13 protein-coding genes and 1 pseudogene are annotated in these 14681 nt (G+C 71.6%); 2 read left to right on the plus strand and 12 right to left on the minus strand.

Annotated elements, in window-relative coordinates:
- The first annotated feature begins 104 nt into the window (after positions 1–104).
- Complete coding sequence (locus ACFW1A_RS02705; RefSeq protein ID WP_380402905.1) at positions 105–299, plus strand: hypothetical protein; 195 nt, start codon at positions 105–107, stop codon at positions 297–299.
- 50 nt (positions 300–349) lie between these two features.
- Here the strand turns inward: ACFW1A_RS02705 and ACFW1A_RS02710 are convergent, their stop codons facing one another.
- From ACFW1A_RS02710 to ACFW1A_RS02745, 8 genes and pseudogenes are all read right to left on the minus strand, one after another.
- On the minus strand, positions 350–1330 hold the full coding sequence (locus ACFW1A_RS02710) for an endo alpha-1,4 polygalactosaminidase (protein WP_380402908.1): 981 nt from the start codon (positions 1328–1330) through the stop codon (positions 350–352).
- Positions 1327–2076, minus strand: a complete 750-nt coding sequence (locus ACFW1A_RS02715; protein WP_380402911.1) for a spherulation-specific family 4 protein — start codon at positions 2074–2076, stop codon at positions 1327–1329. Before ACFW1A_RS02715 ends, ACFW1A_RS02710 begins: the two co-directional genes overlap by 4 nt.
- A complete protein-coding gene (locus tag ACFW1A_RS02720) occupies positions 2073–2978 on the minus strand; it encodes an NAD-dependent epimerase/dehydratase family protein (RefSeq protein WP_380402916.1) in 906 nt (301 codons plus the stop codon). Before ACFW1A_RS02720 ends, ACFW1A_RS02715 begins: the two co-directional genes overlap by 4 nt.
- Before the next feature lie 128 nt (positions 2979–3106).
- Positions 3107–3808: pseudogene (locus tag ACFW1A_RS02725) on the minus strand (NDP-sugar synthase); the annotation flags it as partial.
- A gap of 86 nt (positions 3809–3894) precedes the next feature.
- Positions 3895–4887, minus strand: a complete 993-nt coding sequence (locus tag ACFW1A_RS02730) for an SDR family NAD(P)-dependent oxidoreductase (protein ID WP_380402922.1) — start codon at positions 4885–4887, stop codon at positions 3895–3897.
- Positions 4888–4928: 41 nt separating this feature from the next.
- Positions 4929–6440, minus strand: a complete 1512-nt coding sequence (locus ACFW1A_RS02735; RefSeq protein WP_380402925.1) for a hypothetical protein — start codon at positions 6438–6440, stop codon at positions 4929–4931.
- Positions 6437–7888 carry a GT4 family glycosyltransferase PelF gene (gene pelF, locus ACFW1A_RS02740; protein ID WP_380402928.1) on the minus strand — a complete coding sequence of 484 codons (1452 nt, stop codon included), beginning with the start codon at positions 7886–7888 and terminating at the stop codon, positions 6437–6439. Before pelF ends, ACFW1A_RS02735 begins: the two co-directional genes overlap by 4 nt.
- A 106-nt stretch (positions 7889–7994) precedes the next feature.
- Positions 7995–10220: a hypothetical protein gene (locus ACFW1A_RS02745; protein ID WP_380402931.1), complete on the minus strand. Its 2226-nt coding sequence runs from the start codon at positions 10218–10220 to the stop codon at positions 7995–7997.
- 401 nt (positions 10221–10621) lie between these two features.
- Here ACFW1A_RS02745 and ACFW1A_RS02750 point away from each other — a divergent pair, with 401 nt between their 5' ends.
- Positions 10622–11539: a tyrosine-protein phosphatase gene (locus ACFW1A_RS02750; protein ID WP_380402934.1), complete on the plus strand. Its 918-nt coding sequence runs from the start codon at positions 10622–10624 to the stop codon at positions 11537–11539.
- Positions 11540–11599: 60 nt separating this feature from the next.
- Here ACFW1A_RS02750 and ACFW1A_RS02755 read toward each other — a convergent pair whose 3' ends face one another.
- From ACFW1A_RS02755 to ACFW1A_RS02770, 4 genes are all read right to left on the minus strand, one after another.
- Positions 11600–12508, minus strand: a complete 909-nt coding sequence (locus ACFW1A_RS02755) for a SigB/SigF/SigG family RNA polymerase sigma factor (RefSeq protein ID WP_380402937.1) — start codon at positions 12506–12508, stop codon at positions 11600–11602.
- Between the two features lie 172 nt (positions 12509–12680).
- The gene (locus ACFW1A_RS02760) at positions 12681–13613 is read right to left on the minus strand and encodes an RNA polymerase sigma factor SigF (RefSeq protein WP_380403078.1); all 933 of its coding nucleotides are present in this window, start codon (positions 13611–13613) and stop codon (positions 12681–12683) included.
- A 251-nt stretch (positions 13614–13864) separates the two neighbouring features.
- Positions 13865–14158, minus strand: coding sequence for a Dabb family protein (locus ACFW1A_RS02765; RefSeq protein ID WP_380402940.1), 294 nt, complete (start codon positions 14156–14158; stop codon positions 13865–13867).
- A gap of 79 nt (positions 14159–14237) precedes the next feature.
- Positions 14238–14378 (minus strand): hypothetical protein, encoded by a 141-nt coding sequence (locus ACFW1A_RS02770; protein ID WP_380402943.1) that lies wholly within the window; start codon positions 14376–14378, stop codon positions 14238–14240.
- Between the last annotated feature and the right edge of the window lie 303 nt (positions 14379–14681).

The raw sequence follows: 14681 nt of genomic DNA on the forward strand, positions 1-14681 counted from the left end.
TCCACAGCCTGTGGACGGGGCCCGCGCTGCTGTTCGGCGGTCCGTCACCCGCCCGAGGGGTCCGGGCTGTCCCGGGACTGGTCGGATTGGTTAGAGTCCCTGCCATGGCTGAGAACTATGAAGACCCCGCCGGCAGCACCCAGATGTTCCGCGCCTTCGTGGAGACCCCTCCGGCGCAGACCCAGAGCAACGTGTCGGTGCACCGCGCCGGCAGCGGCAACCGCAGCGGCGTCCTCGTCATCGGGGCGATCGTCGCCCTGGTGGTCGTGGTCGGCGTGGTCTGGCTCGCCGTCAAGTAACCGCGGTCACCCGACGGGTAGCCGGACCGGCACCGGAACCGGACGCGGCGTCAGCAGGGCTGGCGCCAGGCGTCCAGTTCCAGGTGCTTCTCCATCGAACTGAGCTGCAACTGCTTGGACTGCGCGCAGTAGGACGCGTTCGGCACGTTGTACTCCACGTGCAGCACCGCCTTGCCCTGCTGGATGAACGGGGTGAGCTTGTCGCACTCCGAGTACTCCGCGCACTGCTCGTTGACCGCGAAGTCGAAGTCGTTGACCAGCTGCGGGATCTGGTCGAGGTCGTTCTTGAGCGCGACCCCCAGGCCCCGGTCGTGGGCCAGCTTGGCCACCATCCGGTTGAAGGCCAACTGCTCGTCGGCGGTGAGCGGGAACCCGCTCTTGTTGGCGTAGGCGTCCATCAGGTCGGGCTCGATCGCGTCGAAGCCCTTCTGCTTGCACATGTCGAACCGCTTGCCGAGCAGCGGGCCGAGCACGTTCAACTGCCGGATGTCGAGCCACTTCTCGCCCTGCCAGCCGTTGCCCGCCCCCTCCACCGCGTTGGGGAAGGCGGCGGCGTCGGGGCGGTAGTCCTCCCACGAGCCGGCGTTGATGTAGCAGATCACCTTGCGGCCCTTGGCGTGCAGGGCGGCGACCACGGCGGCGCTGTTCTCGAAGCCGTCGATGTCGTAGACCGGCACGTCCACCGACTGGTCCACGGTGCCGCCCAGCTGCCACTGCCAGGCGGTGCCGGGTGCGGGGTGCCAGACCGCACCGGTGGTGCCGGGCGTGCTCGGCGAGCTGCCGGGGCGGCCCGGGGCGGAGCTGCCCGGGGTCCCCGGGCTCGCCGGGCCCGAGGCCGACGCCGACCCCGACGGTGATCCGGAGGCCGTCGCCGAGGGCGAGTCGGTGGGGCTGTCGGAGAGCGAGGGGGCCGGTTGCGGCGGGAGGTCGGCGTCCCCGTCGTCACCCCCGCCGCTGCTGCCGCAGGCGCTCGCGAGCAGCGCGGTGGTCAGGGTGAGGGCCGCCACCAGGGCGGCGGAACGTCTGGTCACAGCGAGCGCTCCGGAGCGGTCGGGTGAGCTGGCGTGGGAATGGCGGACCTGCTCCTGGCCGAGGTCGGCCCGAAGAGCCCGTAGGGCAGTCCGTCCCAGGGATTGGACCCGGTGCCGGCCACCACGCACCCGGTGCCCGCCCGCCGGGAGGCGATCAGCGCGCCGGTGGCCTCGGCCCGGTCGGACGGGACGGCGTAGACCAGGTGGCAGAACCGCTCGGCCGGGTGGTGTCCGGTCCACAGCGGCAGCACCAGGTCCTGGTAACTGAGCAGGCTGCCCTCGAAGGTGACCAGGATGTCACTCAACTCAGGCTCTGCATAGGCAGGTTCGGGGTGGTCTCCGTGTCCCAGCGCGACCGTGGCGCAGCCTGCTGCCCGGGCTGCGACGGCGAGCCGCCGGTAGTGCGGGACGGCTGCCGCGTGGGTGGCGGCCTGGTCGAAGTAGACCCCGGTGGTGCCGTACCAGTCGCGGTGGTTGAGCATCTCCGCGACCACCTCGGCGTGCGGCCGGCTGCCGTAGTTGGTGTCCACGTAGCCGAGCACCTCGATCCCGGCGGCGGCCAACCCGGCGGCGGCCTCGGCGAAGGCGGGCTCGCGTGCCGGTCCGGGACCGTCGGCCACGTTGAGCACCACGGCCCGCACGGTTTCGGGTCCTGCTGCCGTGACCGCCTGCCAGGCCGCCGGGTCCACCGCGGGGTGGACGTACAGCGGCACCAGCAGGCGGGCTGCGGTGACGGTGCCGGTCATCGTGCCCCGGCGGTCGCGGCGGTCCCGGCGACGGCCTGCCACAGATCGCGCAGGCTGTCGGCGAGCTGGTGGGCCGGCTGCCAGCCGAGTGCCTCGCGGGCGGCCGAGATGTCGGCCTGCTGCCACGAGACCGCGGCCGAGCGGGCCGAACCGGCGCCGGTCTCGGCCAGTTCGCCGGTGAAGCCGGCCGCCGCGACCAGGCCCTCGGCCACCGCGCGGACCGGCTGGGCCCGTCCGCCGGCGACGTTGAGGATCCGCGGCAGCGGCCCGGGGGCGGTGACCGCGGCGGTGACCGCCGTGGCCACGTCGCGGGCGTCCACGAAGTCGCGGTAGGCGCTCAAGTCGCCCAGGGTGATCACCTCGCCCGTCCCCGCGGCCAGTTCGGCTGCCAGCCGCCCCGGCAGCGAGGCGGTCGGCGAGCCGGGACCCAGCGGGTTGAAGACCCGCAGCACCACCGCGTCCAGGGCGGACTCGGCCACCGCGAGGGTGCCGGCCAGCTTGCTGACCCCGTAGATGCCCAGCGGGCGCGGCTGGCTCTGCTCGGTCAGCGAGCTGCCGTGCTCGGTCGGCCCGTACTCGCCGGCCGACCCCAGGTGGACCAACCTCGCCGCGGGCCGGGCCAGTTGCAGTGCCTCGGCGAGCACGGCCGGTCCGCGGGCGTTGACCTCGGTCTGGTACAGCGCCGAACCGGACACCGCCCCGGCGCAGTTGACCACCACGTCCGGAGCGAGTGCGGCCAGCCCGGCGGCCAACGGCTCGACCTGACAGGAAGTCAGGTCGAGTGGCAGGTCGTGGTCCGGGCGCCGGCCGGCCGTGCGCAGCTCCGCTGCGGGCAGGGCCCGCAGCGCGGCTGCGACGTGCCGGCCGAGGAACCCGTCCCCGCCCAGCAGCAGGATCCTCACGCGGCCCGCCCGTCGGCGACCGCCTCGGCCAGCTGCGGCACCTCGATCGGCGCGGCGGCGGGCTGGCTCGGGATCACAGTGGGCTCGGGCACGGCCACGGCGACCGGCGGCTGCGCGGCCTCGTGCGGCAGCAGCAGGTCGCGGCGGAGCGCGAACTCCGCGTTGGCGCGGTCGTAGTCGTCCGGGCGGCCGATGTCCAGCCAGTAGCCGTTGAACTCGTAGGCGGCCGGCGGGGTCTGGGCGTCCAGCAGGTCCAGCACCAGCTCGTCGAAGCCGAGCGGCAGGCCGGGCTGGTACTTGGCGAGCGCGTTGCGCGAGACGCCGTAGACGCCCATCGAGACCCGGTAGTCGTAGCTGGGCTTCTCGCGGAACTCGGTGATGCTGCCGCGCTCGGTGGTCAGCACACCGAAGTCGATCTTCACCTCGCGCGCGTAGGTGGCGATGGTGAGCGGCGCACCGGAGTCCTCGTGGTGCTTGAGCACCCCGGCGAAGTCCAGGTCGGTGAGGATGTCGCCGTTCATCACCAGGAAGTTGTCGGGCAGCCGGTCGAGCATGGTGAGCAACGGGCCCATGGTGCCCAGCGGCGTGTCCTCGACGGCGTAACCGACCCGCAGCCCCCACTGCGAACCGTTGCCGACGTAGGCGCGGATGATGTGGCCCAGGTGGCCGATGGCGAGCGTGACCGTCTTGAAGCCCGCGGCGGCGAGCTGCCGCATCACGATCTCCAGGATGGCGTGCTGGTCGCCGATCGGCACCAGCGGCTTGGGCAGTGCGGTGGTGTACGGGCGCAGCCGAACGCCCTTGCCGCCGGCCAGGATCACTGCGTGCATGTGGTCTCCCCCACGAAGTCGACTGGACTGTGTCTTACGTGCTCAGAGCTGGACGTTGTTCAGGGTCGGAACGTGCTCAGACTGGGTCACACGTTGTACAGGTCGGTCTTGTAGCGGGCCAGGTTGGCGGGGTCGCGGAAGAAGGCGATGGTCTTCTCCAGGCCGGCCTCCAGGGAGTGGGCCGGCGCCCAGTCGGTGGCGGCGCGCAGCCGGCTGGCGTCGGCGACCAGGCGCATCACCTCGGAGTTGGTCGGGCGGATCCGCTGGGCGTCCTCGCGGACCGTCAGGTCGACGTCCATCAGCTTGCCGACCAGGGTGACCAGGTCGCCGACCGAGATCTCGCCGCCGGTGCCGGCGTTGAAGGTGCGCCCGACCACGGTCTCGGCCGGCGCGGTGCCGACCGCGTGGAACGCGGCGGCGGTGTCCTTGACGAACATGAAGTCGCGGGTGGGCCGCAGGTCACCCAGGGTGATCTCGCGCTCCCCGGCGGCGATCTGGGCGATCACGGTCGGGATCACGGCGCGCATCGACTGCCGCGGGCCGAAGGTGTTGAACGGGCGCAGCGTCACCACCGGGGTGTCGAAGCTCGCGTGGTAGCTGTCCGCCAGTCGGTCGCCGCCGGCCTTGGAGGCCGCGTACGGGGACTGGGTGTTGATCGGGTGGTCCTCGGTGATCGGCACGGTCTGCGCGGTGCCGTAGGTCTCGCTGGTGGAGGTGTGCACCAGGCGCGGGATGTCCAGGTGGCGCACCGACTCCAGCACGTTCAGGGTGCCGGTGACGTTGGTCTCGATGTACGAGTGCGGTGCCTGGTAGGAGTACGGGATCGCGATCAGCGCGGCGAGGTGGTAGACCGCCTCCGTGCCCTTGACCAGGCCGGTCACCGAACCGGGGTCGCGCACGTCGCCGAGCACGATGTCCACCGAGTCCAGGGTGTCCCGGTCCAGGGTCTCCAGCCATCCGAAGGAGGAGAAGGAGTTGTACTGAACCATGGCCCGGACGCGGTGCCCGTGGGCGACCAGGTGCTCGACCAGGTGGGAGCCGATGAATCCCTCGGCCCCGGTGACTGCGACGGTCGTCATGTCGGTGTGCTGCCTTCTGTCGTGTGGTGTGTGGGAAAGGTTCAGCGGTGACGCGTGGTGCGCCCCAGCACGACGACGGCGACCGGGACCAGGGCGACGGCTGCTGCTCCACAGCCGTAGACCTGGGCCGTCACGGGGTCACCGCCGACGAGCAGGGTGAGGATCTCGAAGCCGGCCGCCGCCAGGGCGAGCCCGGCGGTGCGCCAGGCCACCGAGAGCGCCTGCAGCAGCAGTGCCGTCCACAGCGCGGCGGACAGCAGCAGCAGGGCGGCCAGCTGGGTGGGGCTGATCAGGTGGGCCGAGGCCCACAGCGGGGTGACCGCGTAGTCCAGCGCGGCCACGGCGGCGAGGTAACCGCCCAGGCAGCCGGCCAGGGCCAGCGCGGTGCGGCGGCGGAAGTCGCCGGGACTGAGGCTGACCCGCAGTGCGGTGGTGGCCAGCGAGCGGTAGCGGTACAGCAGCCACTCGGCCAGGCCCAGGCTCAGGGTCAGGGCGACCAGCGCGGGACCGGCGGCCGCCGAGTTCGGCACCGCCGGGGCGCCGGGGCTCACGGCGTGGTGCAGGGTGGCGCCCAGGCCCGCGATCATGGTCAGGGTGCCGACGCCCAGGCCGAAGAGCCCGGCCGCCAGGGTGGTCGACCAGCTGGGGCTCGACTGGTCGGTGGCCGGCAGGCGCCTGCACCGCAGCAGGTCCCAGCCGGCCAGGCCGACCGCCGTGGCCAGGGTGGCCAGCAGTATCGCCGCCCGGACCGCCCCGGGCAGCTGGACGACGTGGACCAGCAGCGCGCCGACCGCCGACGGGGCCAGCGCGACCAGCAGTTGCTTCTCCCGGCCCAGCACCAGCAGCACGGTGGCCGCGGCCAGGTAGCCGGACTGGCCGAGCGTGAAGAGCAGCGCGGCCAGCGGTCCGCCGAGCACCCAGCCGGTGCCCCCGGCCAGCAGCGCCCCCGCCGGGGCGCCGATCAGCAGGGTGAGGCCGGCCCGGTGCCGGTCGGTCCGGCTCAGCCAGGCGTAGGCCCGGTGCGCCAGCGCCTGGTTCCAGGCCCAGCTGACCAGGGTGGCCGCGGCGGTCGCGGCCATCCCGGACGGCATCCCGAAGCGCATCCGGTGCGGGGCGAACAGGTCGGCGCCGAGCAGGTAGGCCAGGCCCGGCAGGGCGAAGACCAGCCCGCGCAGCACGCAGCGCCACGGGTCGGCCCGCCACGGGTTGTCGGAGCTGACCGGGCCCGGGTAGCGCCGGTCCACCTTGGCGAAGAGCTCCTCCGCCAGGGTGAAGGCGTCGGGCCGGCCGTAGAGCAGGGCGGCCTGCTCGTCGGTCAGGCCGTCCGACTCCAGGAACGCGGCGATCTCGTACGGGTGCACCGCGTCGGCGCACAGTTCGGCCAGCCGGTCGGCCAGCTCGTCGAGCGGGTCGGCGGAGACCGGCGGGTGCTCCGGCTCGGTGGGCGAGCCGAGCTTGGGCCGGCGCCGACGCGGCAGCGTACGCAGCCGCATCGTCTCCTCGGCCCAGCCGGGTGTGCCCTCGTCCGGGACCAGCCGCAGCGGACCGCTCACGCCGCCCCCTCCGCATCGTTCTGAACGACCGTCAAGTTCCGCTGCCCGGCGGTGAGTTCAGTATAGATGGCGCGGAAGCCGTCGATGTTCTGGCGGAGCGTGAACTGTTCGATCACCCGCAGCCGGGCGGCCGCGCCCATCCGGGTGCGCCGCTCGGAGTCGCGCAGCAGCTCCAGCGCGGCCTTGGCCATCGGCTCCGGCTCGCGCGGCGGGACCACCAGGCCGGTGTCGCCGACCGCCTCGCGCACCCCGCCGACGTCGGTGGAGACCGTCGCCCGGCCCGAGGACATCGCCTCGATCAGGGTGAACGGGAAGCCCTCGCTGATGCTGGAGAGCATCACGATGTTGCCCGCCGCGTACGCGTCCTGGATCAGCTCGACCCGGCCCTCGAAGACCACCGAGTCGCCCAGGCCCAGCTCCTGGGCCAGCGCGACGCAGCCGTCCCGGTAGCCCTCGGCACCGCGCGCGGTGCCGCCGAACAGCCGCAGCTTGGCGTCGGGTATCTCGGCCTTGACCAGCGCGAACGCGCGGATCAGGGTCTCCAGGTCCTTGATCGGGTCGACCCGGCCGGCCCAGCTCAGGGTCGGCGTGGCCGGTTCCGGGCCGGCGGCCGGGAAGAGGTCGGGGTCCACCCCGTTGTAGACGGTGCGGATGTTCTCGACCGGGGTGCCGCCGCGCTCCTCCCAACGCCGGTTGTACCGGTTGCCGGGGGTGACCAGCGCCGCCTGGGCGTAGCTCTCCTCGGCCAGCATCCGGTAGAAGCCGAGCAGCAGGGCCTTGACCGGCCAGCGGTACGGCCCGGTGCGGTAGCCCAAGTAGCGCTCGCGCAGGTAGATGCCGTGCTCGGTCAGCAGGAACGGTACGGCGTACTGCTGGGAGGCGATCAGGCCGGGCAGAGCGGCCAGGCCCCCGCTGACGGCGTGCGCGACCCCGTGGTGGGGCGGCTCGACGCTGAGCGGGCGCAGTGCGTGCTCCAGCAGGTCGGTGGCGTGCAGGGCGTCGTGCAGGGTGGGGGCGGCCGCCGCGGTGGGCAGGTACGGCCGGGTCCACACGCCCTGCAGGGTGCGCAGCGCGCCCTCGGTGCGCAGCGCCGGGCTGAGCAGGCCGCGGCGGGCCAGATCGGCGAAGCTGTACAGCTCGGTGCCGAAGTGGGAGGCGTAGACGGGGTCGATGAGGGAGTGGAGGAACCGCTCGTAGGTGTCCAGGAAACGGCGCAGCTCACGCCCGCGCGGCGGCTTGCCACCGGCGGCCGGGCCCCAGAGCGGAGCCGGGGTCACACTTCTGACCTGCGGCGGCAGCTCCCAGGCGAGCTCCTCGGCGCCGGTACCGGTCACCGCGATGATGTCGAACTCCACGTCGGGCATGCCTTGGACCAACTGGTCGCACCAGACACTGACCCCGCCGTGTGCGTGCGGGTACGTCCCCTCAGTGAGCAAGGTGACGCGCATCCTGCTTCCTCTCCCCCCATCGGTGGCACCCGGTGGCGGCCGGGCGCCGCACCGGTGCGACTCGTTGGCGGACGAGTCGCACCGGTGGGTTGGTGCTCTCTAGCTGTTACTGCTTGCCGCTGGTCGGGACCAGCGACTTGGCCTTGGTGCCCTTGGTGTCACCCGGGCCGGCCGAGACCGGCTTGGCGGCACCCGAGGGGACCACGGCCTTCGGCGCGGTGCTGTCGGTCTTCACCGTGGACGGCGCGACCTTGGCGGCGCCGGCACTGACCGTGGCCGGGGCGGCGCCCGAGCTGAGGGTCAGCGTGACCGAGCTCTGGAAGGTGCCCGGAGCGGCCCAGCCCGACAGGGTGCCGGCGTAGGCCGTACCGAACGCGGTAGAGCCCAGCAGCTGGTTCTGAACGGTGCCGTTCGGCATGGTGGCCTCCACCTGGACGCCGGACGGCGCCTGGATGGTGACGGTGTTGCCGATCCGGTACGCGGTCACCTTGCCGGTGGTGACGGCCGTGGACCAGGCCGCCCGCTTCTGCAGCTCCTGGCCGATCTGCGCCTCACGCAGGTTCACGATCGGGGCGGAGCTGTTGTACAGGTTGTTGTACGTACCGAGGATGCTGTTGAGCGCCGGGTAGGCGATCCGGTCCTCGGCGAAGTTGGACTGGTGCACGAAGTGCGGCCGCGGGTCGTTGTTGAGCACGTGGCCCAGGTCGATCCGGGTCTCCAGCGGGACGATGTACGAGGCGTAGCCGGTGCTGGTGTTCAGCGGGGCCGCCAGGCAGGTGGAGTTGCCGGAGGTCTCGCAGACACCGCTGCCGCCGTTGGCCTTGCTGGTGTAGATCCAGTTGTACTCGTCCACCTCCTCGTTGGTGTGGCCCGCGTTGTAGAACACGTTCATCGGGTACCGCGGCACCGTCAGGGTGGAGCCGACGTAGCGCTGGCCGGACTCGCGCGACGCGTCCGAACCGGTCCACTTGATGCCCTCGGCGGCCAGCGCCGGCGCCAGGTTCGGGTTGTCCACCGGCTGCTGCGGCGTGGTCACCAGCCCGGAGTGCTCACCCGTGAGCAGCTCGGTCGGGTCGATGGTGAGGTTCTGCTGCTTGGCCCAGTCGATGTTCTTCTGGATCGCGGTCTGGATGTCCGCCTGGCTGACCCAGAGGATGTTGCCCGAGGCGTCGGTCTTGCACTTCCACGGCACGACGCTGACGTCCTGCTGGCACCCGAGGAACGGGTGGTCCCAGGTGTGGTTGATGAACTTCATCTGGGACTGGTTCGCCAGCACCGAGGTCAGCAGGCCGTCGGTGGTGGCACCCGAGTTGGACAGGTAGTCCTCGCTGCCGTACCCGTTGAACGGCCAGTCGATCGTGAAGTTGTTCGCCTTCTGCCACTGCAGCAGGTAGTTCACGTCGTCGGACGTCATCCGGATCGGGCTGCTGTCGGCCGGCGTACCGGGCTGGCAGGTCACGTCACCGGGGGTGCACTTGAGGTTGGTGTCCCAGCGGTCGTCCGACAGGAACAGGTCGTCCGCGTGGAGCGCGAAGTAGTTCCGGTCGTAGCCGAGGTGGATGCCCTGGGTCAGCCAGTCCACCATGCCGCGCGCCAGCAGCCGGTACTGCTGCTGGTACTGGTTGTAGACGAAGGTGACGACCAGTTCCTTGCGGCTGTCGTGGCTGTACTCGCCGACCAGCGACCCGCGCGAGGTCGAGTTCGGGATCGGCATGTCCACCAGCGGCGTGAAGCTCGCACCGGTCGGCAGCGTGGTGAGCGGGGTGGCCAGGTAGCCGTAGCTCTCGCTGACGCTCGGGTCGTTGTCCTCGAACGGGACGCTGCCCTTGAGGTAGCCGAACGGACCGGCGGTGCCGGCCGAGGTGACGGCGCCCTGCATGCCGTCCAGGGTGCCGATGAAGCCGGGGTTCTGAGCCCAGTTCAGGCCGACGTCCGGACGGGCGTAGGTGTACGCGTCGATCTGCCGGATGCCGAACTGCGCCTCGTAGGCGGCCAGCGCGGCCATCTCGGTGGAGCCCGTGGCGAACGGGTTGTCGTTCGGCATGACGACGCCCTGGAACTTGGCGCGCGGCGTGCCGTTGACGGTGTCGCTCAGGAACGCCGTGGTGATCTGCGGCCGGTTGGGGTCCGACAGCTTGACCACGGTGTAGGGCGTGCCCTCACTGGCGAGCTCGGCGGTGATCGCGGCGACGGCGGGACCGCCGTCGTCGACCACGAGCACGGTGAGGTCGATTCGGTTCTGCGTTGCTGCGAACGCGGTCGTGCTCTGCAGGCCCATGGCCAGCAGGCCGGCTGCCGCGCACGCGGCAGCCCGACGGGTCACTCGACCCATGTGGTGTTCCTCCCCTGAGGAGGGTGGAGAGCCCCCGTGCATCCACCCGTTGTACGTGTGTCCCCCGCATCGCACGGTCAGCCGTGCGCGTCACTGCCGACCATGGTGGGCCAGGAATACCGGGTGCATGGGCCGAACGAGTGATAGTGCAGCCAATCTGTCATAGACGTTCACCTTGGTGCCACCTTGGACACCGGAAAGTTGTTAAGCCGGACTTAATGTCCCGCTAAGTCGGGTTGGGTCATGACAATTTGCGCTGTATGAATGCGTCTCACCTGGTGAAACATGTCGTATACGGGCGCGCAGAAGCCCCCCCGTGCACGCCGGGGTCGTCGAATCGGCGGGCCGGCGCACTTCGTACTCTGGTGCGCCAGGAGTCGGGATTGACCGGAGGAGCCCAAGTGACCGAACAGTCCGAGCACGAGGTCCCGGCCGTGGACGAACTGGCCGCGCGCAGCCTGGGGCTCCCGGGTGCGGTCAACGCCCGCGACCTCGGCGGTTACCGGACCGCCGACGGCCGGGTGCTGCGCGTCGGGGTGGCGCTGCGCAGCGACGGACTGAACCGGCTGACCGAGGCGGACCACGCCGCGTTCGCCGAGCTGGGCGTCCGGCACGTGGTCGACCTGCGCAGCCTGGACGAAGTCCGGGAGGCCGGACCGGACCGGGTGCCCGGCCTGCCTGTGGCGGACATCACATCGGTGGAGTACGCCGCCGAGCCGCTGAGCGTCACCGCGCCGGACGGCGGCGTCACTCTCCATCACCTGCCCGTCTACGCGGCGGGCTTCGACATCTACGTGGCGCTGCGCCAGGCGCTGGCCGATCGTGACCCGGTCAAGCAGCGGGAGCTGCTGGGCGACGGCCGCGCGGCGGAGATGATGACCGGTCTGTACCGATGGTTCGTCACGGACCCGGTGGCGCGCAGCCGGTTCGCCACCGTGCTGCGACTGCTGGCGGCGCCGGAGAACCCGCCGGTGCTCTTCCACTGCACCGCGGGCAAGGACCGCACCGGCTGGACCGCGGCCCTGCTGCTCACCGCGCTCGGGGTGGACCGGTCGGCGGTCTTCGAGGACTACCTGCTGACCAACGTCCGCTCGGGCGCGCTGATCGACACCATCCTGGACAGCTTCCACACCCGCGGCCTGATGCAGGAGCCCGCGCTGCTGCTGCCGCTGTTCCGGGCCGACGCCGCCTACCTGGAGGCCGCCTTCGCGGAGGTGGCGGCCGGCTGGCCGAGCTTCGAGGAGTTCTGGCGCGCGGGCCTGGGGCTGGACGACGCCGTGCTGGACGGGCTGCGCGCGAACCTGCTCGGCGACGACTGAGCGGGCCCCGGGCCGGCCGGCGGGTCGCACCCGCCGGCCGCCGCCCGCCGGTACGGACCGTCAGGACTCGCTGGTCAGGCCCTCGCGCAGCTGGGTGAGGGTCTTGGTGAGCAGCCGGGAGACGTGCATCTGGGAGATGCCGATCTCCTCGCCGATCTGGGACTGGGTCAGGTTGCCGAAGAACCGCAGCATGATGATCCGCCGCTCCCGGGCCGGCAGCTTGGCCAGCAGCGGCTTGAGCGACTCGCGGTACTCCACGCCCTCCAGCGCCAGGTCCTCGTAGCCCAGCCGCTCGGCCAGCGGGCCGTCGCCGTCCTCCTCGCCGGGCGTCGAGTCCAGCGAGCTGGCGGTGTAGGCGTTGCCCACCGCCAGGCCCTCCACCACGTCCTCCTGGCTGACGCCGAGGCACTCGGCCAGCTCGGCCACGGTGGGGGAGCGGTCCAGCCGCTGGGAGAGCTCCTCGCCGGCCTTGGTCAGGGCCAGCCGCAGCTCCTGCAGCCGCCGCGGGACCCGGACCGACCAGCTGGTGTCCCGGAAGAAGCGCTTGATCTCGCCGACCACGGTGGGCATCGCGAAGGTGGGGAACTCCACCCCGCGGTCCGGGTCGAACCGGTCGATCGCCTTGATCAGGCCGATGGTGCCGACCTGGACGATGTCCTCCATCGGCTCGTTGCGGCTGCGGAACCGGGCCGAGGCGTAGCGCACCAGCGGCAGGTTGAGCTCGATCAGGGTGTCGCGCACGTAGCTGTGCTCGGCGCTGCCCGGCTCCACCGTGGCGAGGCGGCGGAAGAGCGAGCGGGAGAGGGTGCGGGTGTCCAGGGTCGCGGTGGGGGCGGGCGACTGAACGGACGTCGGCTGAGGGGGCGTCGGCTGGGCCTGCGCCGGCTGCGGGCCGCCGGCCGGTCGGGGCTCCTGCTCCGCCACCGCCGTGCCGCCGTGGATCTTCGCGCCGTCCAGCTCTGCGGACATGCACCCACCCCCTCGTGACAGGTTCAACGGGAGCCTCCGCTCGGCGGTTCCCCGGTACGCGCCGAATGATCGGCGTCCCCCAAACGCTTGATTACCGGCACAGCGTCGGCCGCAAACCCGAACGTCGCAAGATGTCACATGGCGGTAACGCGCAGCTATGCCCCGTCTGTGCTCACTCGTCCCAGGAATTCCCGGTTCGCAACCTGGTCAAGATCCTGGACAACAGTCGCGAGACGTGCATCTGCGACATGCCGAGCTCGTGCGAAATCTGCGACTGCGTCAGGTTGGCGAAGAAGCGCAGCATCACGATCCGGCGTTCCCTTTCGGGCAGCTGGACCAGCAGGTGGCGCACCATGTCGCGGTGCTCCACGTCGGTCAGGGCCGAGTCCTCGTAGCCGAGGCGGTCCAGCAGGGCCAGCCCGCCCTCGTGCTCCTGGGCGGCCTCCAGCGAGGCGGCGTTGTAGGCCCGCCCGGCGTCCAGGCAGGCCCGCACGTCCTCCTCCGGGATGCGCAGGTTGGCCGCGATCTCCGGCACCTTGGGGGTGCGTCCGTGGGTGACGGTCAACTCCTCCATGGCCCCGCTGACCTGGACCCAGAGCTCCTGGAGCCGGCGCGGCACGTGCATGGTGCGCACGTTGTCCCGGAAGTAACGTTTGATCTCCCCCAGGATGGTCGGCAGCGCGTAGGTGGGGAACTGCACCCCGCGGCCGGGGTCGAACCGGTCGATCGCGTTGATCAGGCCGATGGTGCCGACCTGGACCACGTCCTCCATCGGCTCGTTGCGGCTGCGGAACCGGGTGGCGGCGTAGCGCACCAGCGGGATGTTGACCTCGATCAGCGCGGCCCGCACCTGCTCCCGCTCGGGGGCGTGCGGCGGCAGCTCGGCCAGCCGCTCGAAGAGCACCCGGGTCAGGGTGCGCACGTCGATCGGGCCGCCGCCGTCGCCGGTCGGCTCGGCCCGCTCCGGCGCTGCGGGCGGGTGGGCGGGGTCCACCGGCTCCCGGGGCGGCGCCACCGGGTCGTGCGGCGGCTCCACCGGTTCGCGGGGTGCGGCGGGTCGTGCCGCCGCACCGTTGTCCGTGCCCGCCCGCGGGTCGTCCTGGATCCGCACGGACGCGCCACCCCCTCTTCGGTCACCACCCTGTCCTGCCCGGCAAAATCGGTCATAGCATCACAAGCCGGGCGTGGTCCGTTCAAGCACCGCCCGGAGGCGTGTTGACGGACCGTTGACCGGTGCGGGGTGGACGTGCAGCGGCCCCCCGGGTGCCCGGACGCCGCACGGGGAGGCGTCGGACGGCGGGGGGCCGCAGGGTCGTCAGTGTGCGACCGACCGTCGGGGCCGGTCGCGCGGGTCGGTCAGACCTCGAAGTCGGCGACCACCAGGGTGGCGATCTCGCGCCACTGCTGGGCGACGACCACGTGCGCCGGATGGGTGGCGTAGGTCGCCAGGCCCGCCTGGTCGGCGAACAGGCTGTTGATCGCGAAGTCGTAGGCGACGTCGCGCGGGCTCACGTTCCAGCCGGTCTGCCACTCGAGCAGCTCGGGGATCTGCTGGTCGAGCCCGTCGAAGCCCTTGGCGGCGGCGAGCGCGCGCTCGTCGTCCTTGGCGATGCCTTCGTTGAGCTTGAACAGGACCAGGTGGCGGATCACGGGAGGCTCCTTGGCGGGGCGAGGGTGGAAAACCCCGACACGGTAACCCGGCGCCCGGGCCGGGTGGTCGGGGTGCCCGCTATTTGACCAGGCCGGTCATGAATTCCCCGACCGACTTGGCCGCCTCCGAGATGCCGACGAAACCCGACTGGACCAGCTCCGCCGCGCGGGCGGGGGAGTGGATGATCGTGTACACCACGAAGATCAGCAGGAGGTACATGCCGATTTTCCTTGCCTGTGCCATCCCCATCGCCGCCTTCGCCGTCCGCCCCACCCGGGTCCAGAGCGCAGCTTATCCACCGTTCGGCGCAATGAGGTGAGGGACGCGTTCACTCGACAGGACGAAGGTCCCCGCGACTCGGGTCGTTGTGCGGATGATCCGTCGCGGCCCCGGCGGCAGGATGGTTGACGTACCGAGGAGCTGGCAGGAATCCCCGGTGCACGAGTCCGGAGTCTCCCCGCTGTGGGACCGGGCGCCGCGTGCTTCCCCCTGATGCGGCGCTGGGTTGGGGAACTCCGCCGG

Source organism: Kitasatospora sp. NPDC058965 (assembly GCF_042741245.1).
Classification (GTDB): domain Bacteria; phylum Actinomycetota; class Actinomycetes; order Streptomycetales; family Streptomycetaceae; genus Kitasatospora.

Excerpts from the sequence above, each read along its gene's own strand:
- ACFW1A_RS02705 (WP_380402905.1), top strand. The coding sequence starts at position 105 with ATGGCTGAGAACTATGAAGACCCCGCCGGCAGCACCCAGATGTTCCGC.
- ACFW1A_RS02715 (WP_380402911.1), bottom strand. The coding sequence starts at position 2,076 with ATGACCGGCACCGTCACCGCAGCCCGCCTGCTGGTGCCGCTGTACGTC.
- ACFW1A_RS02730 (WP_380402922.1), bottom strand. The coding sequence starts at position 4,887 with ATGACGACCGTCGCAGTCACCGGGGCCGAGGGATTCATCGGCTCCCAC.
- pelF (WP_380402928.1), bottom strand. The coding sequence starts at position 7,888 with ATGCGCGTCACCTTGCTCACTGAGGGGACGTACCCGCACGCACACGGC.
- ACFW1A_RS02745 (WP_380402931.1), bottom strand. The coding sequence starts at position 10,220 with ATGGGTCGAGTGACCCGTCGGGCTGCCGCGTGCGCGGCAGCCGGCCTG.
- ACFW1A_RS02755 (WP_380402937.1), bottom strand. The coding sequence starts at position 12,508 with ATGTCCGCAGAGCTGGACGGCGCGAAGATCCACGGCGGCACGGCGGTG.
- ACFW1A_RS02770 (WP_380402943.1), bottom strand. The coding sequence starts at position 14,378 with ATGTACCTCCTGCTGATCTTCGTGGTGTACACGATCATCCACTCCCCC.